Below are 22,823 nucleotides of genomic sequence, written 5' to 3' on the forward strand. Positions count from 1 at the left end.
TAGCCAACGTCATAAAGTTAGCTCTTAACTTAATGACATTGGGCCAGCGGCCTCTGCTTTTTACTTGTCTATTCGATCGAGGAGTCCAAATTACACTCTTCGAGCTTTAACACTTTTGTTTTGTACTTCCATTTGTAACCTAACCAAATGGCGAGGAAGAACGGAACGCCGATATACGAAGCGAGCAGGAACATCCAGTCTACCTTGCCATCCGAGAAGCCGCTGATGCTCTGGCCGATAATAACGATCATGCACATGATGCCGGCCAAGATTGGTCCAAACGGATACCATAGGGAACGGTATGGCAGATCCTCCACTTTATTTCCTTGCGCGACATAAACTTTACGGAAGCGGTAATGGCTGATCGCAATCCCGAGCCATGCGATAAAGCCGGACATGCCGGACGCGTTTAGCAGCCAAATATACACTTGTCCGTCGCCGAAGAAGGAAGCAAGGAATGCAAGCATGCCAACTGCAGCGGTAGCAAGCAAAGCGTACACCGGAATGCCCCGCTTATTCAGCTTCGCGAATAGCTTGGGAGCTTTCCCTTCTTTGGCCAATACCCACAGCATACGGGTGGAAGCATACATGCCGGAGTTGCCGGCAGACAGAACGGAACTTAAGATAACGGCATTCATTACCGATGCAGCAACGCTAAGGCCGGCTTTTTCGAAAATAATCGTAAACGGACTTGCCGCGACACTGTCGTCAGCAAGCGTATCTGTCGTGAACGGGATTAGCATGCCGACAATAAAGATCGCCAGGATGTAGAAGAGCAGAATTCTCCAGAACACGCTGCGGATCGCGCGCGGAACATTTTCCCGCGGATTCTCGGACTCCCCCGCTGCGATACCAACAAGTTCCGTCCCTTGGAACGAGAAGCCCGCTGCCATGCAAATCCCGAGCACGGCCAGCCAGCCGCCGGAGATCGGAGCGTCGCCTGCCGTAAAGTTGCTGAAGCCTACCGCGTCGCCCTTCCAGATGCCTACGATCATAAGAAGACCGATAGCGATAAATACAATAACCGTAACAATCTTAATCATCGCGAACCAATATTCGGACTCCCCGTAACCTTTAACGGACAACAGGTTCAGTCCGACCATTAATGCCAGGAACAGCGCGCTCCATAGGAATGACGGACTGCCCGGAAGCCAAAATTTGATAATCAACGTTGCAGCGGACAACTCTGCCGCAATCGTTATAGCCCAGTTATACCAATAGTTCCAGCCAAGGGCAAACCCTAAGGATGGATCTACGAATCTTGTTGCGTACGTACTGAATGTGCCGGATACCGGCATGTAAGTTGCCATTTCGCCAAGGCTGGTCACCAGGAAATAAACCATGATTCCGATAATGGAATAACCAAGCAGTGCGCCGCCCGGACCAGCGTCATGGATTGCTCCCCCGCTCGCCAGGAATAGCCCCGTACCGATGGATCCGCCAAGGGAAATCATCGTCATGTGCCTGGATTTCAGACCTCTTCGTAACTTATTTTCTTTCACGAACTTAAACTCTCCCTTATCTACGTTTCCAATAGTGTCCCAATAATAGCAGCGTTATAACGCAAAAAAGCCGCCTCTCTTCGCAAAACCAAGAAAGACCGCTTCATCTTCCCCATTTTCCATCTATCAAGATAGCACAACATATTGCCGCTGATTGAAGCAATATGACAGTTCCGTTCCTATTCGGATACGGCCCCAGCGAGTCGCGGTCAGTATACCGGACAGCTTCGGCGATGATACCTTTCAACCGGGATCCGTGGTTTGTACTGGACCTCCCCCGATCTACTCATTAGCATCGCGACCTCTACCTCATCCATGGTGATGAGGATTTACTATTTAATTGAATTGACATTGACCTATAATAAAGGACTGTTGACTAATAAATCAATGGATAAAACAACCAAATCAGCGTTTTGAACAAAAGCAAAAAGCTGACACGACAGGCGCCAGCTTCAGGTTTACATATTTTCATTTTTGGAAGAAGGAAACTACTCCCGATAATCTCCTCTTTGTTCAATCCCAAGTACTGCCGTTCGCGAAATTCCATGTGTATTCCGATTCCTTGCCGTTCACCGTGTAAAAGTAATTGGTCACCGTTCTGCCCTGAAAGGATGCCACGCCTATGTTATGTTCACCGACGTATCTGGAGTTGGCTGCGTCGTTCACACGTTGCCTGAAGAGCCGTGCCGGCTTCACTTCTTCCTTCGTCCTTCTCACGACAACTTTTCGTGCTTCGGCGAGATCCCATTCAATCATCGTGAAACCTCCGTTCTCCGGAATGCCAGCTAGGACACTTCCGTCTTCTGTCAAAATCAAGGCAGAACCCAAACCCGACAGATTGGCTGTTGATTGGGTAATTTTTCCCTTCGCATAGTTCTTGAGTGCACTGCTCGTTAGCTGCAGGAACCGTGCAGACAATAGCGGTTCGTATGTGGGCGATGAGCCGCGCGGCACCTTGGGGAACGTTGTTCCTGGCGCCAGCAACTTGATCATATTTCTCAACGATTGATCATCATATACGACCGATTTCATCGTCGAAGTAAACGCATAGTGGACATCTCCCGACAGAATAACGACGTCTCGGTCAGCCATCAGATTAAGGAATAATAAGAAATGCTGGCGATTTGCCGACCAACTCTCCAGATCCAAGAAATACGGTCCGGCTACTGCGGATATGGCATTCTGCGATTCCTCTATCAAATTAAAACCGAACACTGGCGCCGCGGCCACTAGAACGAGCGGCCAATCGCGGTTCTGTCGTTTCAATAAGACATTTAACATTTCATTGGTTGCCGACCAAGAAAGATGATTTTTCAGATAAGCGGGAGCGCCTTCGTCGCTGCCATGCAGCCCGTCCTTCACGCCGCGCTGCGTCCGAGTGTCGAGAAAATAGATGAATGGGTAGGTAGGAGTAAAGAACTCCCAATCGCGCAATCCCCAGAACAACTCTTCGGCTTGTTCGTAATTCTTGTTGCGGTTACTAATCCGGTCCGCAATATCGTAAACTTTCTTGTCGGTGTACAAATCCGGTTGATTCCCAAATCCCTGCATAAGCCAGAAAGCCATCAAACCGTTTGCGATAATCCTTTTGCCGAGCGGTGCCTTGCCTACCTCTTTCTGCCATCTGACGCATAAATTCCAATCGTCCGTGATATCATGATCGTCAAAAATCATGTAAGTCGGGATATTAGCAAGTAGCCGCCTTACATTCCCTAGACTACTCGTGAAAGAAGACATAGCGCCTAAGGGAACCTTCCAATTATTCTTGTTCCACATGAGGCCGTACATGGCTAAATATTCGGCGAACGTGACCAGATGGTTAACGCTATCCCCTGAAGTGAACTTGGCGTATTTGGTAACGAAGTCCTTCCTCCTGCCGATTCCGGGCAAACTCGATGCAATTGGCAACTTCTCGGGATCAGAGCCTTCAATCCGCTTCGCCAGCGCCATGACTTCTTCCAGGACGGTTGGATCCACGTCGTCAGCATAGATTTGGTCACCTCCTAGACAGAGAACGGCAGGCCTGTTATCCAGATCGTTCACGTGCTCGGCAATGAGCTTGTCGCCATTGGGCAGTGCATCTAGCTTGCCCCCGTGCTCGTCATGAATTTTGCGACAGGATCCGTATAATACGTTTAGCTTCTGTGATGGGCTCTGCAAGAAGAAAGTAGGTAGCTTGTGCCCGTCGTAAGCAAGGCCAAGTCCGTCCGTCGCGACGATCGCTTCGAATGACTCGTAATCCGCTTTCTCTGCCTCGTTCGGACCCAGCACGCCGATGCCGTACTCGAGCAGCGTTCGAACGGGGAACTTCTTGCCACTTTCGCTAGGAGTCACTCGACCGAAATAAACATACAGTGTCTGCGATACCTGGATAGCAATAGGCATATTGTCATGCCCAAGCCAGTGATTCTTGCCGTGTTCCCTGACCGAGAAGATAAGGTTGACCGGTTTGAAGACAGCCAGACAGATGACGACGAGATCCTCCTGCGCTCGCCGAAGCAAAGGACCAACAAAGATATCTTTCGTGTCCATTAGACTTCCTCCCGTCAGATCTGCCGCCCGGTCTTCGGATCGTAGACGACTTCTACGGGCACGATTTGATCTGTAGGCAATACTTCGATCCATTGATCGAAGACTTGGAAATGCCGGTCCGTATTATTAGGATCGGGATTCTGGCTGTTCGGATCTGCGCGAAATCCCCCTTGCAAAGGGTAGAAGCCATGCTCGAATACTTTCTCCACAGGAGTGGAATGGACTTTATTGTCGTCGTTAATTTCTGTGTTCGGATACTTCTTGACCGTGTTGGATTCTTTGTTCTTGTCAGCCACTTCGAGACAAAGGTAGTCGATCGCGTGCCTTATCGTGACGTCCGCGGCGGGATCTATTCCAAGTCTCGCGCGAATGGCTATCCGTTCGTCATCCGTTGCGGCGTAGGAAGCATCAAGCCCGTCGGAACCTTCAACGTTGGCATTTTGCAGCCAATTGAGCGCGGCTTGCTCCTTCCCTGGACGGATCGGGATAACGGCTTTCACCCAAGGCGCATTCAGAAACGCGTTACGCAAATTATCTCCATCCAATTGAAGCAGCCAGCCAAGCGAGCTGCCCATTGCCGCCGGCGCTGACTTTTCCGTGATTAGATAATTGTCCTGACGAACGGTACTGTCACTCCAATTGACAATACTGTCGTCCAATTGCGACTGGAGATCAGGCAAGTTAAGATGCTGATAGGCACGAGGCTTCCACCACTCCGGAGCTACGAAATAGAGCATCTTATCGATGTCGAAGATCGACAGCAGCAGTTCGGAGAGCACATGCCGACTGCTGTCGCTTGCCGAATGATATTGAAAACCAGTCATGAGCGAGCTAATCAGCTTGCGATAAACGACAATCCGCTCCTCTTCCCGTAATTCCTCATAATTACGCTTCGCGATTCCGCGGGCAAGCTCGACGCGCTCTTTTGCGGACTTGACGAACGTTTCTTTGGTGATGCGGTCATTCTCGGCGGTGGCGACGTAACCATTCTGCCTCCTCGCGGCATTCGCGGCGTCGATCTCTGCCCGCTTAGCCGTGCTTACCGTGCATTTCACGACGGTGCCGACTACGAAATCAATCCGTTCGTCCCACTCGAGACCATTTGGTCCGGTGATGACGCCGATCTCGATCTGGCCGCTTACGTTGAACCTTGCCCCAAACTCCCAGATGCCCGTAAAGTCTTCTCCTGAACCGGAGAGTTGTGCAGCTTGAAAAACTCCGGTTTCCTTGACTATATCGAACCCTGCCGGCGGTAGCGGAGGATCCATGAACGCTAGGGTGACAAATCCGTATTTCCGCGAATCGCCGAAGTTCCATACCGCATTTGTCTTGAGCGAGATGAATTGGTCCGCAGGTACTGAGATTTCGGACTGATCAGGAACCGGCAGCAGATTAGAAGGCTGCGCGATATGAATCAGATTGGCAAGGCCAAGGCTTTGGCCCGGCTCATCCACATAAGCCTCCCAGCAAAGGTAAGTACCAACATCCTGCACCTGGACGCCAACTTGTCTCATCTTGCGGCGCAATTCGTAGTTAATCAGCTTCTCCGTGTTATTTGACAGCACATATCGCTTACTGGAGGTATCCGTGGTTTCCGTAATGGACTTAAACGTCGACTTGTAATTTTCCCGGATCTCGCTGGATAGCTTCTCGCTTTGCTGCCGCATCTTCTTATGTGTCGTTTCTCTTGCTAGCTGTTGCGTCTTATCCATATTCAGACTGGCGGAGGCTGAAGCGCTGCCAGTCCCCCAGGATTGGTTGACATTCGAGGTAATGCCAAGCTTCAAGTCATCTTTGTTGTCTTCTTTGACCGCTTCACTAATCTCGTCCTGATCTGTCGTGCTCGTCTCGGTTTTCTTCGTCGTCTCCAGCGAGGTTTCAACCGTTCTCTCAACGATCGTCTTCCGGGTGCTGACCTCGATCAATTCGACTGTAGAACCGGGACTTAGCCAGACATGGCCGGTAGGCGTTCCAAGAAAGCTGTCTAGCTCGAAAAAATATTGCCGGTATAAATGAACGATGCCAAGAGGTGACAACGAGACATCTTGTACGTCCTTCTTTGGGTCGAACGTGAGGTATGGATCATCGGCTGTATCTGTTTCGGCCTTAGCTAGCGTGTCATAGAATCCTTGCTTGAAATCGTAGTCAAGGTTCGTGTAAAAGATCCGAATTAACTCCGCCATCCGGTCGTTGTTAAACAGTTCGCTGATCACACCGGCGATGGTGGTTTCGTTCTCAAGCGCGGTACGGATGTCTTCCTTGCTTTGCTCGCGGAGACGGTTGGCTAGCGCGGGATTGCTCTCGCTATTCCTGCCGATCAACTTGCACTGAGTCATCGAGGTTGAGGCGTAATACTCAATGACGTGATTGTTCAATATGCCGCGGAGCTCATCATCGTTGACGAACATCTTCCATTCTTCCGCGCTCTCCGGAAGACCGCCTTTCTCGCGAAGCCTATTGCTGATCGTGCGAAGCAGGATGGAATCCTGCTTCTTCAGCGTCGGACCGGTGAACGGAGCCGGGACTAGGTTCGGCGCATATACGTTGCAGTCATCGTTAATGTCGATCGGCATCTGATTCGATAAGTAACGCTGAAGCCGCGGAAGCAAGTCACCCTTGTCCAGCTTGGCGCCTGATTGGAGCTTATCGAGTACACGTTTCGATTTCCAGCCGATTAGCGATTGATGCACTCCGAACAACTCGCTCGAATATGGCAACACGGTTTGGTAATCGACGAGATCGGTAATTCGTTTCACGTTCGTCATGGGACGAGGCTCCATTCGTTATAATATTTTGGCAAGCTCTATTCGCCATAGGACAATCGCCCAATTGGCAAGATGAATATAGCAAACGATACCACGTGCCGCATGCACCGCGAGTATGAATTCAGTTACACCTTCGGTCACATTCTTTCCCGCCGATTCACCAATACCAGACACCTTTCGCCAATTCGTGTACGATGACATTTTTAGTGGATAAAAAAAGAAAAAAGCCGCAATTCATGCGGCTTTAGATGTTACTATTCTCGATCCGACGTTTCCCCATGGTTTTGACTTTCCTTCTGAATCTCAATCAATTGGTCCAGCCGTTCGATTATTTTCTGTTCATTCTCCAGCTGCTTCTTCATTTTCCCATCCATATTGAGAATGACTAGAATAAGAATTACGAACCCCATGATAAAAAAAACAAACATAAAACCCACTCCATTGTCGCTTGTTATTAAATACTTCTAACAATTGTAAACGATTAGAAGTCCTTCCGTCTAATATCATTTGGCTACAAAAAACGGCAGCCCGTAGGCTGCCGCTCCATCACCTTATCCTCTAAGAAGTTCCCCGTTCAACAATATGCCAATCGTGCGAACAAAGAGAACCAACAGCACGATGCTAAGCAAAGCCAATATGATTACGGCAAGCGCGGTTAACGGCCAAGAATCCGTGAACATCGCGTATTTCAAAGCGGCATTGCTAAGGGCTCCCATCGGGAAGCTTACTCCCCACCAGGAGGCGCCAAACGGCACCGTTTTTTTGAATACTTTAAAGAACAAGACAAGGAACAGAAACAGACCGAAATAAAACAAAACCGATGAAAATGAATCCATGCGCTGCTCAAAATTCGTATAGCCAAGAAATCCAACTTCAAATGGAGCAATTAATATCATCATGGATGGCACTAATCCCGCAGGCAGCGGAGCGTGATGAACAAGCCTGGAAATAATCAAGGTAAAATACACGATTGCCACAAATCCGCCGATTGCAAGGGATAACAAGTTCACTTCATGCGCCCATGCAAATGGCATGTTCCCGCCGGCAACGGAAATGTCGAGCGTGCCTACCACGGGAATCAGCAAAGCAGGTACTACATGTTCCGGGTTAAGGTTGCCCTTCAACAAACGTGCTACAAATACAAAACTAAGAACGAAAGTCAGTACGGTTCCAAACATCCAGATCCATTGTCCTGCCGTTTGGCTATAAATGCCCATGACAGAGGACAACAATAAAATGGAAACCGTAATGGTGCCAAAAAAATTACCGAAGATCGGATGGGTAAATTCGTTTTTCACTTTTTGCGGATGCATCACCCATTTTACGAGGTAGCCAATGCTTAACGCTACAAATATGATAATGGCCAGAATGCCGCAAATATCAGCGATTACCGCGGAAGTACCAAATAGCTTGCCGGCTTCTCTCCAAGCAAGAGACAAGCCGGAGATCCCCATAACCGATGCGAATAGATTGACGGGCAAAAATTCAATTGAACCGATTTTGCTTGGTTTCTGTGCGGCAGCCAGAGATTGCATGTGCATAGGACATTCACCACTTTCTATATGTGATAGGCGGAGTGCAATCAACAACGTTGATCCTCTCTCCCCCACTGGCCCCATTGTATGAAAATCGGATTTATTCATCAATATCGTTGTTTCTATCGTTATAATAGACCAACGAAATGATTAGTATAAATCCTCCAAGCACCGTCAATACTTGGAACACCTTTGCCTGGAAATGGAGAATAGAAGATGCAAGCCACCGAAAAAATAACGGGGAATCAGTTAAGCTTCTTATTGTTTACGTTCATCATCTCGACGAACTTATTAACCGCTCCATCATTTATGGTTATGTTTGGCAAGCAAGATGCTTGGTTGTCCGCCCTGCTTGCCCCAATCACCGGAATTGTCAGCATATTTGTCATGATCGAACTCGCAAAGCGGTATCCGGGAGAGACCATTACGCAATACAGTTCGAAAATTCTCGGTAAAGGTTTAGGCAAATTAGTGACGGCCAACTACATCTACTATTGGTTCATTTCCATATCGACCATTACGATGCAGCATACGGGATTTATCAGTACGTTACTGCTTCCGACCAGCCCCGCCATCATTATTAGCCTGACGTTTATTCTCTTATGCGGTCTAGCTGCCCATCTCGGGATTGAGGTCATCGCCAGAAGCAACGAGTTCCTTACTGTTCTGTTGCTCGTATTTCTCATTCCGCTCTTAATCTTGACCGTTATGGAAGCTAACTTCCAAGAGATCAAACCGATCCTAAACGGAGGAGTCTATCACGTCTTGCAGGGAGCCGTAAATCCGGCAGGCGGATTTATGAATCAACTTTTTATATTAGGCTGGCTACTCCCCTACTTGAATCAGATGAAAGCAGCCCGCAAAGTTTCCTTTATTGCCCTAACGGGTATTACTTTACTCTCGGTCAGCATTGTGATGCTTACGATAATGATCTTTGGTCCTTTAACAAGCAAGCTGACCTTTTCATTTCTGAGCGTCGTTCAATATATCGGAATCGAAGGCTCGTTCGAGCGCTTGGAGGCAATCGCCGTCTCCACGTGGGTGATTGGCTGCTTCGTTAAAGTTTCAGTGTCCATCTTTATTTTAAGCCTCTGCGTGAGCCATCTTTTTGAGTTGCGCAATTACCGAAGCTTGATCTTCCCGCTCTCGTTGCTTTCCCTAATCGGTGCCTTTTGGATCTTCAAGAATAGTGCCGAACTGCTCAATTATCTTATCTATACATTTCCCTTATTGGCTTTCATTAATCAAAGTCTGCTCCCTTTATTGCTGCTTATCATTGACTCAACCAAGAAAAAAATGTCATTGTCCCAATAACCGGATTCCGACCGGTTCAAGCAAGCGTATGCAGACAACAATAAAGCTCGGCACCTTAACATGAGCAAGCAATAAAGAACCAATTAACAAGGAAATGCCTAATATTCCTCCGTTCACTACTATTTCCTTCGTTTCATGTTTTCTCCGCGAAGACTTAATGAGGAAGATGAACCATACGACCACAAACAACACGTAACCAATAACATAAGCAGTCAATTCATAATCTCCTTCTCGTTTAATTGCAACGGAGGTCCTGCCATTCCGGCGCTGCTGATGGACAATTTTACGTCAACGGAGATATCCGCCTCGGCAAATTTGCGGTCCCATTCCGCTTGTACCGCTTGCCATGCTCGCGGCTTACTTCTGTAGAGCTCCCTTCCCAAACCAATGGCATCCGTTTGATATCGCTTTTGAAGCTTAACGATCACTTCCTGAACTTGTCTCTCTGCGGCTTCCTCTAACGAATGTTGGATTAACGCAAGATTTTGCGGTCTGGACACATTCAAATTCGAGTTATTCTCGAACAATGGACCTTTCGCTTGCAAGACGATCTTAAACTGAATCTGATCCCCCTTGACTTTGGATGTGATGGTACGGTTAGCATGAGCCACAACCATGCTCACGCTCCCTTTGCCGTCAGGCAGCTCGGCATTTATTCTGCCGTCCTCCATATGATTTTTCAGCCAATTTAATCCATTGGTTTCATAGCCGTTCAGCATGCCAATCAGTTTCAAGTTCTTGAATACGGCTGCTCCGGATAACCTAAACACACTTGTTTTGCTCTGACCGGCACCTTCCGATTCCGCTTCTATCACACCCATAATCGGATAAATCCCCCTGCTGGATGCCGCCATGAAGAAATCCCTCAAGGTTACGGCAACTTCGCTTTGCTGGGCTTCCATCTCTTTGACCGCCTCCATCGGCACTTGGTCATAGGGATATTGCGCTTCCAGCACTTGTTTGGCTTCTCCTCCTTTTACAACCATGATATAGGTCTTCAAGCGTTGATGCGGATCGTGGGCAAACACGTCCAGCACATCGTTAATCCCCTTCCTTCCCAGCGATTCGCCAATAAAAATAACGCTGCGATGGGAAGTAAACAGCTTGCGGGAGCTCTTCTTCTGGATTTTTTCAAAAGCATCCGATACATTCTTGCCTGTGGCAGACATGACAAAAAATTTGTTTGGTTCCCCGCCTTGTCCCCCGTCCTGCGAAGATGAAGGAATGGCAAATTGCAAGGACAACAAACTGTCGCCCTTCTCCGTCAAATCAAAAGCCGAACCCGTTATAAACGCAAGATCGTTTATTTCCGTGCGGTCCCAGCAACCGCCCGTTAGGAAGAGGAGTAAGATTAAGCAAATTCGCAACAATGGCAACAATGGTTTCATCTTAGCTCCTTTCCCTGCTTAACGATTTAACGGTAACTACTTGAGCTTATCGCGATAGGGACTTGGTTTCTGGCCAGGCTGCTCTCGAACCGGATCGTTCATTCCCGTTGCCTGAGGCCTGTTCCCCCTTGCCCAGATTGGAGCTCTTATGAGGATGTCTTTCAGATTGCTTAATGTAATGGGTCCAAGCGGCGTCAAGTATGGAACGCCAAACGAACGCAACGCGGCAACATGCAGTACGATGCATAAAAACCCGAGCACAATGCCGTAAAGACCAAGCGTTCCCGCTAGAAAAAGAATTGGAAAACGAAGCAACCGAATTCCACTGGCGAAGTTAAAGCGCGGAATGGCAAAGGTCGCAATACCCGTAATAGATACAATGATTACGACCGGCGCCGATATAATACCCGCTTCCACTGCCGCTTGCCCAATAACTAATGCCCCAACGATGCTGATCGCTTGTCCGATTTGTTTCGGTAATCGTACGCCTGCTTCCCGGAGCGCTTCAAAGACGATTTCCATTGAAAGCGCTTCGAACATCGCCGGGAAAGGCACGGCTTCTCTGGAGGAGGCGATACTTAACACTAAGTTTGTAGGGATCATCTCTTGATGGAAGGTTGTAACCGCAACGTATAAGGAAGGCGCAAATATCGCGATAAAAATAAACAAGAAACGAATCCAACGCACAAAGGTGGCTATTGGCCAACGGATATAGTAGTCTTCGCTTGCTTGAAGCCCCGTCCAAAAGGTCATGGGAACAATTAATACAAACGGGGAATTATCGACAAGTATCGCGATCTTCCCTTCCAGTAGTTCGGCAGCCACAACATCTGGCCGTTCCGTGCTATGCACTTGCGGAAAGGGGGAATAAGGCAAATCCTCGATAAATTCTTCAATATATCCGGAATCCAGAATGCCGTCGATTTGAATCCGGCTAACTCTCTTCCGAACTTCTTCGATTAGAGCTTCATCGGCAATGCCTGCGATATAAGTCATCACAACTTGGGTTTGCGTTAATTCGCCAAGGATGACGGACTCCGTCTTCAACCTGGCCGTTTTGAGTCTTCCGCGAATTAAACCGATGTTGGTTGCTAGATTCTCGATAAATCCATCCCTAGGTCCGCGAATCACTTGTTCAGAGGAAGGTTCTTCAAGACTGCGGTGTTTGACACCGTTTGCCTTGACTAGAATGACCCTGTTATCCGAATCTATTAAGACGGCAGCGAAGCCGTCCAATACTTGTTTGACAATCTCAGAGGCTTGGGAAGCTAGTTTCGTTGACCCCGCTGAAATGATCTGTTTATTTATGCTTTCCGCTCCAATTGGATTGGACTCCTGCTCAAGTTCAATGCCGCTCTCAAACAATGGTTTTAAAATATGGTCATCAATGATTTGTTCGTCCACGAGACTGGCGAGATACACGATTACCGCATCCTGCCCGGCAATTTTCACTTGTCGGAAGACGATGTCTGAACAACATTTGAATATGTCTTGGAGCATGGCTTCGTTCTGGGAAAGAGCCGAGGATAGTTCAATCGGTGTGGCATCCTCCGGAGACATTTCAGCCATGGATGGAAACTTCGGCTGCATTCGCATCCATTTCTTGAAACGTTTCACGGGCAATTCCCCCTTCACGGATATGGATATATCTTCCCAAATACGGCAACATCCTATTCGGTTAGGTAACGCAAGAAAACCATGAAGCTCTGCTCCATGGTGTCCCAAGTATCGTCCTATCTAGTTATCAATCGCAGTTATCCCGATTGGTATCATGCTTAAGTTGCTGCACATGCGCCGTAAGCGTATGTATAAACCCTTTCGAAGCTTTTCCAATAAACTTATCGCGGTGATAAACGATGCCCACTTGTCTGCACAAGGTTGGATTTTGAATCGGGATATGAACCAAATCATCGTAATTGTACATTTCAACAAGCGTTTTGGACAGAATAGTGCCTCCGCCGCCTGAACGGACTAAACCAAATAGAGAATCTATTGTTGAGGTTTCAATGATGGGTTCAAGCGTAAGCCCGCCGCTTGCACAAGTTGTATCGATAAGCTGACGGCTCCGGTGGGTTTCCGGGAACATAATAATCGGAACATCGATAATCTCGTCGAAATTAACGGATGAACGTCCCGCGAAGGGATGATCGGATGTTGCGACAAAGTAAAACGTTTCCCGATACAATGGAATGGTCACAACCCTGTCGTCTTCAACCGGCAATATTGTAATAGCCAGATCTAATTCGTTCTGCAAAATACGGGTAACAAGATCCTCGACGCCAAACACTTTAATCCGGACTTTCGGATATTTATAATGGAAATCAAGCAATATGGAAGTTACTAATTCGCTTAGCTCCCCTGGCAGCGCTCCAATGGATAACGTCCCCCGCTCCATCTTCTGAAGCTCTTGCAGCTGTTCTTTGGCGAGAGTTAATTCACCAAACGCAAGTTTACTTTGCTTCAGCAAGATCATGCCGGCTTCCGTGATCGCGATTTTTTTCCCGATTCGGTCGAACAATAGGACACCTAGCTCGTCTTCAAGCGTTTTAATCTGATGGCTTAAAGAAGGCTGAGTGATGCCAAGTTTCACGGAAGCTCGCGTAAAATGCAATTCTTCGCATGTTGTTATAAAGCATTCTAGTTGTCTTAATTCCATGGCAATCGGCCTCCCAGCGTTATATCTTCACCGTAAGTTACCCTTATCATTCGTGTCAACTCCGGCCTGCACAATAACTCCTGTCGCCTGATTGTATGAAATTAAAATATAGGGTTCAATACTAAGTTTTCTATGATAATAATAGACAACGTGAATCGTTGTTCTTGCTCGGTTTAGAAGTCCTTCCGTCTAATAACAAGCATCCCCCCAACGAGGAAAACCACGAAATAGATAGCGGTATAATATAAAAAAACGTCCGATGGCGGATTCACGATCGAGAAATAACCCAAGGAATCTCTCGAAGAGAACGATTCGCCGAGGTCTTTCACTTGAAACAAATCCGATAACATCCGCTGTTGCAGCGCATCGGTTGGGATAAGGAGACGAATCAAACCAGACACAATCTCCATCGTATCGGATGTTTTCGTTGTTTCGTCGGATGCGAACATTCCCGCAGCGGTAACCCGGTCAAGCATAGTCCCGACCCAGCCCATGCCAAACAACAGCACCATGGCTACGCCGTTGCCAAGCGGCGCAAGCCAGCAAGAAGCAAACATGGTTAGCGTAACCATCAGCAGAACAGGAATAATGAACAATACGAGCCCCCAGCCCATCGCGGACCAATCAGGATGTACACCGGTCGCATAGGCGACGAGCAGCAAGATCGATGCAAACAACAGCACGGCGTAAGCTAGACAAAACGTTACAAACCCAAACCACCGCCCCAAATACCAATGGGTACGCGGAATGGGTCTTGCAAGCACCGATTGCAGCACGCCATGCTCAGCTTCCCCGCTAACGGCGCCAACCGAGCTGAATATCGCCAAGAATCCCGTGGCAAAAGTGGCAAAGAAAAATCCAATCCAAAGCAAAATAGCGCTTCCTCTGAAGCGGTCGATTAATTGATCCAAACTGATAATGCCTGATTCCGTGTGCGACACTGAATTGCCTACGCTTTGAGTTACAAAATAAAAAACAATCCAAAATAAAACCGTGAGCAGCAAGGTCATCAAGGTGACTTTCTTGCGGATCAATTCTTTCCAGGTCAACATCCAAACCGCGATCATCGGTTTTCCCCCCTATGCTCCAAACCCGATACCGCTTGTAGAAACCATTCGTCCAGGCTTGACTTTACTTTGTGCGTCTCATAAAGGGTCACGCCTTGGTCAATTAGCAATCGGTTCATATAGCCCACTTGCTCATCATCGGCTAACTCGGCTTCCAGCCAATTCTCTCCCCACTCTGGTACGCTTCCATCCTGCCATGGAACCATATCTACCGGAACAATCATCCGTTCGCGAAGCCAGTCCAGCAGCTCAGGCGTTATGCCGCCTACCCGGAAGCGCCAGCGTGCCGATGTTGCGCGTAGCACTTCAGATACCTGTCCGTCAGCCAGAATCCGTCCATTATTCAAGAGCGCCACATGATCGCATAATTGTTCAACATCCTCGAGCAGATGCGAATTCAGGAATATCGTTTTTCCTTCCTTGCGCAGACGCTGCAGTAGCTCGCGCACTTCATGGCGGCCAACGGGGTCCAGTGCGGAAGCAGGCTCGTCCAGAAATACGATATCCGGATCGGTCAGAAGCGCGCAAGCAAGTCCAAGACGCTGCTGCATTCCTTTGGAATAACCTTTAATGCGGTCGCGTCCCCGCTGACCAATACCAACTTCATCAAGCAATTGATTAATCCTGCTCTTCAAGACCGGACCTTTCATGCCGCATAGCTTGCCATGAAATTGCAACACCTCTTCCCCGCTCAGCCAGCCTGGATAACGGAATAATTCCGGCAAATAACCGATCCGCCGCCTGGCTTCCACGGATCCGGCAGGCTCTCCGAACAGCAAAGCTTTTCCATCGGTTGGGGTAGCTAACCCTACAAGCATTTTGACAATGGTGCTTTTGCCCGCCCCGTTAGGGCCAAGGAAGCCAAAGGCTTCCCCGGCAGGAATACGGAGCGTGACATCTTGGCAGCCGCGTCCGTTCCCGTAATTTTTCGATAAGTGGAATGTTTCGATTGCATAACTCATTTCGTTATCAATTCCTTCACGATCATCTCCGCGTCTTCGCGGGATTTCGCATTATACATGCTCGCTTGCTTGACCATCCCATTGTCCAGCCACGTCGCGTTCCATCCGTTACCCCAGGCTTGACCGTTTTCGAAATATACATCGATTCCTTCCATTACCGACTTCGTCACATGTCCGTTCGTAATGATCGGGAATGGAACCTCTCCCTCGGAAATGCGCGTGCTTTGCATCAACACGTTTTTCAGATCAGTCGGCAGAACCGGGAATCGGATCAAAGCTTCGTACGCATCTTCCGCTTGAATGGACGGATCCATCTCAATGACCGGAGCCGGTGAAATCGTGAGATGAACATAACGCTCCTGCTCATCCGAATCTATGAAACCATAATCGACGCTTACTCCTTCTCCCATCCGAAGCGTGATCGCTTTGCCGTCAACCGAAGCCGGCAACAGCTTCTCCGCGCCAAGCTTCTTCATCACGTTATTAATCTCATCGACATTTAAACTGAAGGTAATAGCCTCGCCTTGCATGCCGTAGATATGGAGTTCCTTTTGATTCCCAAATGGCGTAACGAGCTTCTCCGGTACATCAATCCCGTATTTCTCGCTTGTTTGCGAGACGCTCAAATCGTTAGCCCCTTCACCTATAACCGTCCGCTCGAATTTGCCAAACTTATTGCTCGACTCAGCCGATATATCCGATCCGAAGAACCCTTGAAGCGCCGTCTTGAAATCATCCTCTTGCACGACCGCTACCTGATTCATCTTGAATTTGCCCAAAATGGCTGCTAGCGCTTCATTCGTAGACGGTAATGCAATAGCAGCGCAGATCAATACGGCCGCGGCGGCAACGCTTGTCTTCATGCCATGTTTCCTTATCCAACTGCGAGATTTGGAAGGTCTCGGCTTCTGCTCATTGCCTCGCTCCAAATTCTCTTCTTGTCGCCCCTTAGCAAGAGACTCGAATCCTTCTAAATGCGACGAGGCCGTGTTATCGGATCTTGGAATCGTATCTTCAGCCGTTGCGCCGTCCTTCGCCCATGCGCCCCAGACCGGCGATCCTGTCTGTTCTTTAAGCTTAAGCTCCAGCTTGGTCCAAGCATCATTTGTTTCTTCCTCGGTAGGCAGATTTATTTGCTTCCGCTCATCGTTTGTCATTATTATGTCACTCCTTATTCATGCGACCATTGATTGTCGCTTTTGTACGCTTGTTTCTTCAACCGATCTCCCGCCCGCTTCAGTAACATACCGACTTGGGGCTGTTGGACGTTTAGCTCTTTCGCAATCTCGGAATAGCTGTAGCCGGAATACCTGAGCAGAAGAAGCTCTCTGTCTTTCTCAGGCAATGCATGCAACCAGTTCTGAACCTGTTCTTCTTCTCCCTGTTTCATGACGGCTTGCTCACCGGATTGAAACGACTGCGGCTCTGTCATCAGCTGTTTCTCTTGCCGCTGCATGAGTTGCCGCTCTCTCGCTTTTTGATCCAAATAATCGTAGGCGCTTCTTGTCAGCACCTGGTGCAGCCATGCCCCAACGGCTTCCGGCCTGGACGGCGGATTGTTATACAACTTCAGGAATACTTCCTGGGCTATGTCTTCGGCCGCTGATTTATCTTTTAGTAATGCGATCAATTTGCGTAATACCGACGGATAATGCTTATGAAATATATCTTTAAACAAATCCGGCGCCGGATTAAGATTGTTCATTTCTCCTTTGCCTCCCTATAATTCATTGCCATGACGATTGCCCCGGGCTTAACGTTGACATATGTAAGACGGTTCTCCGGCCTATTTTGTAACACCTCGCGCTGAAATATTTATAGAATCGATTCTTGCACGCAAAAAAGAGACTGCATTCCGGCATGTAAGATGCCGATATGCAGTCTCTTTTCTTCTAATCTAGTTATTATACGTTCACCGTGAACTTCTCACGGGCAATCTTGGTAGCGTCGACCATATTGCGCAGGGACGCGATGGTCTCTTCTTGGCCGCGAGTCTTGAGGCCGCAGTCCGGGTTAATCCAGAACAGCTTTGGATCAAGCACTTTGAGCGCACGGTCGATCATCACCGTCATTTCTTCCACGTTTGGAACGCGCGGACTATGAATATCGTATACGCCAAGGCCAATGCCATGCTTATACGTATTTTCCTCAAAGCTATGAATCAACTCGCCATGGCTTCGCGAAGTTTCGATCGAGATCACGTCCGCGTCCATCTCCTCGATGGAGTCAATCATGTCGTGGAATTCGCAGTAGCACATATGCGTATGAATTTGCGTGGTATCTTGAACCGTGCAAGTCGTCATGCGGAACGCTTTGACCGCCCAGTCGAGATAAGGCTTCTGCTCCTCTTCCTTCAAGGGAAGACCTTCCCGTACCGCTGGCTCATCGACCTGAATCATCCCGATTCCTGAATTTTCGAGAGCTTCTACTTCTTGACGAAGCGCGTACGCCAATTGATAAGCAATTTGCTCTCGCTTGATATCATCGCGCACGAAGGACCAGTTCATGATTGTAATTGGACCCGTTAACATGCCTTTAACCGGACGTTTGGTTTTGGATTGGGCATACACCGTTTCTTCAACCGTCATCGCTTCTTTGAACGCGACATCGCCATAAATAACCGGCGGCTTCACGCAACGGGAACCATAGGATTGCACCCAGCCGTTCTGCGTGAAGGCAAACCCTTCAAGCTTCTCGCCGAAAAATTCGACCATGTCCGTCCGCTCAAACTCGCCATGCACGAGAACGTCGATGCCGATCTCTTCCTGATAGCCGATCCATTGGTCAATTTGATCCTGAATAAAGCCGGAATACTGCTCATTATTCCATTCGCCTTTACGCCATGATTGGCGTGCCTTCCGTACTTCGGTCGATTGCGGGAAGCTGCCGATTGTTGTTGTTGGGAATAAAGGCAACTGCCATTTCTCCTGCTGAGCTGCATTCCGCGTTGCAAACGGCGATGTTCTTGCCGGCTCCTGCGATTGAATTCGGGCTACGGCGGATTGAACGTCCAAGCGGTTGCGAGATTCGGATTGTTCCAAAGCTTCAAGATCCGCTACGTTGGCCTCAAGCGCTTCGGCTACCGCCGCTTCGCCATTGTTTAACGCTTCAGTCAGGAGCACAACTTCGTCTAGCTTCTCGTCCGCAAATGCCAGAGCGTTCTTCAGCACAGGCTGCAGCTTCGTCTCCGGTTTCGTTGTTACCGGTACATGAAGCAGGCTGCAGGACGTTTGAATAAGAAGTTTATCCGCGGATACGAGGTTTTGAAGCTCTTTCACGAGCCCTAGCTTCTTCCCAAGCGGTGCCTTCCAAATGCCGCGGCCGTCAATAACGCCCGCTCCAAGCACTTTGTCTTGCGGGAAGCCGAATTCGCGAATGGCGGATAAGTTGCCTTCAAGACCGTGAACAAAATCAAGACCAATGCCTTGTACAGGCAGGTTTACGATATCTTTGAATTGTTCTACCGATTCGAAGTAAGTCTGTAGCAAAATGTTCAGTTGCGGCACCGCTTCGGCGATTTTGCCGTACACCGATTTCACCCGCGCCAGATCATCATTGCTAAGCTTGGTTACAAGTACCGGTTCATCGATCTGAACCCATTGTACGCCTTCGGCCTCTAGCTCTTGAAGAACTTGCACGTACAATTTCACCAGAATCGAAAGCCAGGTGTCGATTTCCGATCTTCCGTAACCTTTCGACAGCTTCAGGAAGGAGATGGGACCAAGAATAACCGGCTTGCCCTCGATTCCAAGCTTTTCTTTTGCTTCGCGGTAAGCGGTCAGCGGTTTGTTTTCCGTAAGAACCGGTTCTGCTCCATAAAGCTCAGGCACGATATAGTGATAGTTCGTATTGAACCATTTCGTCATTTCACTGGCAGCCGCGTCTTTGGTACCGCGCGCAACGCCGTAGTAGACCGACAACGGAACAGCTCCGCCGTTATAATTGAACCGCTGAGGAATAATGCCGAACATAGCGGCCGTATCAAGCACCTGATCATAATAACTGAAGTCATTGACCGGAATGAAGTCGATTCCTTTGTCTTTCTGCTTGCGAAGATGGTTCAAGCGGATTTGCTGCAGCTGGTTATGTAGCTCCGATTCCTCCAGCTTGCCTGCCCAAAAAGCTTCCAGCGCTTTTTTCCATTCACGGTTTTCACCAATACGAGGGTACCCCAATACACTGCTCTTTGCCATCTTGCAACAACTCCTTAAGCTTTTGTTACAAGAAAGATACCATGCTTTTTCAGTTATAGTGTAACTGTAAAATACTATATCTAGTTATAGCCAAAAGCTATATCATGGAGATGGCGCTATCGCCCGGTGCAAAGCTTCGATATAGGTGGTGCCAAGCTTAGATAACGCCGTGCTCTTGTGGGCAATCCAGCCTACATTAATCGTTTCGTCAATGTCGAGCGGCACGGGAATAATCTCGTTTCCGTTAAGATCCGCGCTAAGCACGCCGGTCGAAATCGTGTAACCGTTCAGTCCAATCAAGAGGTTGAACAATGTAGCCCTGTCGTTTACCCGGATGCTTTTTTTATGCGATAACGTGCTTAGAATCTCCTCGGCGAAATGGAACGAATTGTACTCCCCTTGGTCAAAGGACAGGTATGGGTATTCGTCCAGCTGGTCGATCGTCACCTTCGGCTGCTTCGCTAGCGGATTGTTGATGCTGATGAATATATGCGGCTCAGCCGTAAACAAACTCGTGAATTGGAGGTTAGATTCCTTCAGCAGTTTATTGATCACTTTCCCGTTGAACTCGTTCAAATACAGGATGCCGATCTCGCTGCGCAAGCTCTTCACGTCTTCAATAATCTCGTACGTCTTCGTCTCGCGAAGCGCGAGCTCATACTCTTCCTGTCCATACTCTTGTACGAGACTAACAAACGCATTCACGGCAAAGGCATAATGCTGCGTCGATACAGAAAAATACTGCGGAGACGGCTTTTTGTTCAGATACCGGCTTTCCAATAGCTCCGCTTGCTCCACGACCTGCCTAGCATAGCTAAGAAACTCCACGCCTTCCTTCGAGAGCGAAATTCCTTTATTCGAACGTTCGAATATCGCAAGCTGCAGCTCTTCTTCCAAATCCTTAATCGCATTGGATAATGTCGGCTGCGAGATAAACAGACGTTTGGCCGCTTCGTTAATAGATCCGCGGTTCGCGACTTCAATGATGTATTTCAGTTGTTGCAACGTCACTATTTGTTCCTCCTACCACACTTTTCTAAGCATCTGATTCTCCGGGCTGCCAGCCCGTCTCTTGAGACCACAAGTGCGCCCGATGGATAAGATCCCAGACGATTGGTCCTTTTCCTTCCACATACTTTTCGCGTTCATTCTTATACAACTCGTATAAACGATGTTTCTCTTGGCCATAACGCAGGCAGTCTTCCGGGTGATGCCGCAAATAATCTCTGAACAGCAAATTTACTTGTTCGGAAAAACTCCCTGTTTGCCTGACATGAATATGAGTTCGGCGTGAACCGGGAACTTCCCTGAAGTATCTTTTGGTTAGATCCGGATTATCGCCCCGAAATATAAATCCATGCTGCTCAATCGCTGATATGTATGTATTTAGTTCATTTATTCGGGTTACGGATATCTGTATATCTATAATCGGTTTAGCGTCTAGATTGCTTACGGAAGTCGATCCGATATGATCAATCCGTACGGCATGATTTCCTAGTGTTGCCCTCAGTATCAAAGCGGTCTCCAAAAACAATTTTTTCCACGCCGGATTATGCTCCGCAATTTTCCATTGGTCTTCCACGCTCTTCTCCCCCACTTTAGAGCCTAGTCCTCAAACAACTCTTTCAGCACGGTTTTCCGATTCTCCAGAAACCGCCGCGTGACAATGTAATGCAGCGTGTCTTCATAGCGGATTTCTTCAACGGGCTGCTCATCAAAGTTCAAGATTTGAGCATCCGGGTACCCTAACAGAATTGGCGAATGCGTCGCAATAATGAACTGGGCCTCAGCGGACAAATCCTTGATCACCCGCATGAGCGCAAGCTGCCGGGCTGGCGATAACGCCGCTTCGGGCTCGTCCAGCAGGTAGATCGCTTTTTTGCCGAAACGGTGTTTGAACAACGACAGAAATGCTTCCCCATGCGATTGATGATGCAGCGATCGTCCTCCATAATTACTCAAGACATCCGGCTCCAGCGTATCGATATGGGATGCAAAATGATAAAACGTTTCCGCCCGCAGGAAAAATCCGTTCGTCACCTTCGGCATCCAGGACAGCCGAATCGCATTGCCCAGTATAGCCGATGATGCATCTACCTCATAAGCGTTGTTCCTGCCGCCCCCGGCGGTATGAAAGCCGCATTGATAAGCAATCGCTTCTAGCAGCGTCGACTTGCCGGAACCGTTCTCCCCTACCAGAAACGTAACGTTTGAACGAAAGTGAAGTCTGTCTATAGCCTTGATAGCAGGGATGGAAAAAGGATATTCCCGCTCCTCCATCCCCTCTTCGCGCCTGATCTCTACACTTCTTAGAAACATAATAGAGGCCATCTCCTCATTGCCTAGATAGTTCCATTATCTCTTTCCTCAGCGGGATCGGCAACTCTCCCCACATGAAAAAAGCCGCGATTGCTAATCGCGGCTTCTTGCATAAATGATATAGTCGATGGATACTCCGGTATAACCAAGCTGTCTGATCATCGAGGCGATGTTGCCGCGATGATAAGTGCCGTGGTTCATTACATGCAGCACAATATCATCCATCCGATTCGTGAAAGGTTCCCCTTTCGTCGTCCGATAAGAGATCAATCTTGACTCATCGTCTTGTTGCTCTAGCCAATGGATAAATTGCTTGTGTAATCTGGCTAAATCCGTTGCTGCATCCTGCACCGTTCGAAATGGTTTAATCGCAAGTGGAGGCACTTCCGTATTCATCATGCGAGCCGACCATACTTCTTCGGCACCGGCAAGATGGCCGAATACTTCTGCAATGGACGCGAACACATTTTGCACCGGAGCGGTAAACACTTCATCCGGCAGTGTCTCAAGATGCCGCAGCAACGCCTCATTTGCCCATTCGTGATAACGATATTGGTTGATCAATTCCTTCATGGATCTCCCTCCTCATT

19 protein-coding genes and 1 riboswitch are annotated in these 22,823 nt (G+C 48.4%); of the genes, 1 reads left to right on the plus strand and 18 read right to left on the minus strand.

Annotated features, from left to right (window positions below):
* Positions 1–68: 68 nt before the first annotated feature.
* The 5 genes from QQK89_RS11090 to QQK89_RS11110 form a co-directional block, all read right to left on the minus strand.
* On the minus strand, positions 69–1,460 hold the full coding sequence (locus tag QQK89_RS11090) for an amino acid permease (RefSeq protein WP_284238897.1): 1,392 nt from the start codon (positions 1,458–1,460) through the stop codon (positions 69–71).
* A gap of 166 nt (positions 1,461–1,626) precedes the next feature.
* A riboswitch (Lysine riboswitch) is annotated at positions 1,627–1,817 on the minus strand.
* 198 nt (positions 1,818–2,015) lie between these two features.
* Entirely contained in the window at positions 2,016–4,034 is a 2,019-nt protein-coding gene (locus QQK89_RS11095) for a hypothetical protein (RefSeq protein ID WP_284238630.1), read from the minus strand.
* A gap of 14 nt (positions 4,035–4,048) precedes the next feature.
* Positions 4,049–6,799, minus strand: coding sequence for a peptidoglycan-binding protein (locus QQK89_RS11100; protein WP_284238631.1), 2,751 nt, complete (start codon positions 6,797–6,799; stop codon positions 4,049–4,051).
* Positions 6,800–7,053: 254 nt separating this feature from the next.
* A complete protein-coding gene (locus QQK89_RS11105; RefSeq protein WP_284238632.1) occupies positions 7,054–7,227 on the minus strand; it encodes a hypothetical protein in 174 nt (57 codons plus the stop codon).
* A gap of 123 nt (positions 7,228–7,350) precedes the next feature.
* Positions 7,351–8,340, minus strand: a complete 990-nt coding sequence (locus tag QQK89_RS11110) for an SLAC1 anion channel family protein (protein WP_284238633.1) — start codon at positions 8,338–8,340, stop codon at positions 7,351–7,353.
* Between the two features lie 210 nt (positions 8,341–8,550).
* Here QQK89_RS11110 and QQK89_RS11115 point away from each other — a divergent pair, with 210 nt between their 5' ends.
* Complete coding sequence (locus QQK89_RS11115) at positions 8,551–9,648, plus strand: GerAB/ArcD/ProY family transporter (protein WP_284238634.1); 1,098 nt, start codon at positions 8,551–8,553, stop codon at positions 9,646–9,648.
* Here QQK89_RS11115 and QQK89_RS11120 read toward each other — a convergent pair.
* The 13 genes from QQK89_RS11120 to QQK89_RS11180 form a co-directional block, all read right to left on the minus strand.
* Positions 9,634–9,864 (minus strand): hypothetical protein, encoded by a 231-nt coding sequence (locus tag QQK89_RS11120; protein ID WP_284238635.1) that lies wholly within the window; start codon positions 9,862–9,864, stop codon positions 9,634–9,636. The genes QQK89_RS11115 and QQK89_RS11120 overlap by 15 nt on opposite strands.
* Positions 9,861–11,036, minus strand: a complete 1,176-nt coding sequence (locus tag QQK89_RS11125; RefSeq protein WP_284238636.1) for a Ger(x)C family spore germination protein — start codon at positions 11,034–11,036, stop codon at positions 9,861–9,863. Before QQK89_RS11125 ends, QQK89_RS11120 begins: the two co-directional genes overlap by 4 nt.
* A 36-nt stretch (positions 11,037–11,072) precedes the next feature.
* Positions 11,073–12,605 (minus strand): spore germination protein, encoded by a 1,533-nt coding sequence (locus QQK89_RS11130; RefSeq protein WP_434481670.1) that lies wholly within the window; start codon positions 12,603–12,605, stop codon positions 11,073–11,075.
* A gap of 175 nt (positions 12,606–12,780) precedes the next feature.
* A complete protein-coding gene (locus QQK89_RS11135) occupies positions 12,781–13,692 on the minus strand; it encodes a LysR family transcriptional regulator (RefSeq protein WP_284238638.1) in 912 nt (303 codons plus the stop codon).
* A gap of 173 nt (positions 13,693–13,865) precedes the next feature.
* Complete coding sequence (locus QQK89_RS11140; RefSeq protein WP_284238639.1) at positions 13,866–14,759, minus strand: ABC transporter permease; 894 nt, start codon at positions 14,757–14,759, stop codon at positions 13,866–13,868.
* Positions 14,756–15,721, minus strand: coding sequence for an ABC transporter ATP-binding protein (locus tag QQK89_RS11145; RefSeq protein WP_284238640.1), 966 nt, complete (start codon positions 15,719–15,721; stop codon positions 14,756–14,758). The genes QQK89_RS11140 and QQK89_RS11145 overlap by 4 nt, the downstream gene beginning before the upstream one ends.
* A complete protein-coding gene (locus tag QQK89_RS11150) occupies positions 15,718–16,878 on the minus strand; it encodes a hypothetical protein (protein ID WP_284238641.1) in 1,161 nt (386 codons plus the stop codon). Before QQK89_RS11150 ends, QQK89_RS11145 begins: the two co-directional genes overlap by 4 nt.
* A 14-nt stretch (positions 16,879–16,892) precedes the next feature.
* On the minus strand, positions 16,893–17,426 hold the full coding sequence (locus tag QQK89_RS11155) for a sigma-70 family RNA polymerase sigma factor (protein ID WP_284238642.1): 534 nt from the start codon (positions 17,424–17,426) through the stop codon (positions 16,893–16,895).
* Between the two features lie 199 nt (positions 17,427–17,625).
* On the minus strand, positions 17,626–19,914 hold the full coding sequence (gene metE / locus QQK89_RS11160) for a 5-methyltetrahydropteroyltriglutamate--homocysteine S-methyltransferase (RefSeq protein WP_284238643.1): 2,289 nt from the start codon (positions 19,912–19,914) through the stop codon (positions 17,626–17,628).
* A 102-nt stretch (positions 19,915–20,016) separates the two neighbouring features.
* Entirely contained in the window at positions 20,017–20,925 is a 909-nt protein-coding gene (locus QQK89_RS11165; RefSeq protein WP_284238644.1) for a LysR family transcriptional regulator, read from the minus strand.
* Positions 20,926–20,950: 25 nt separating this feature from the next.
* Positions 20,951–21,496 (minus strand): GrpB family protein, encoded by a 546-nt coding sequence (locus QQK89_RS11170; protein ID WP_284238645.1) that lies wholly within the window; start codon positions 21,494–21,496, stop codon positions 20,951–20,953.
* A gap of 23 nt (positions 21,497–21,519) precedes the next feature.
* Positions 21,520–22,233: an AAA family ATPase gene (locus tag QQK89_RS11175; RefSeq protein WP_284238646.1), complete on the minus strand. Its 714-nt coding sequence runs from the start codon at positions 22,231–22,233 to the stop codon at positions 21,520–21,522.
* Positions 22,234–22,326: 93 nt separating this feature from the next.
* Positions 22,327–22,806, minus strand: a complete 480-nt coding sequence (locus QQK89_RS11180) for a DinB family protein (protein ID WP_284238647.1) — start codon at positions 22,804–22,806, stop codon at positions 22,327–22,329.
* Positions 22,807–22,823 lie beyond the last annotated feature (17 nt).

It is taken from the genome of Paenibacillus glycanilyticus (assembly GCF_030161375.1).
Lineage (GTDB): Bacteria > Bacillota > Bacilli > Paenibacillales > Paenibacillaceae > Pristimantibacillus > Pristimantibacillus glycanilyticus_B.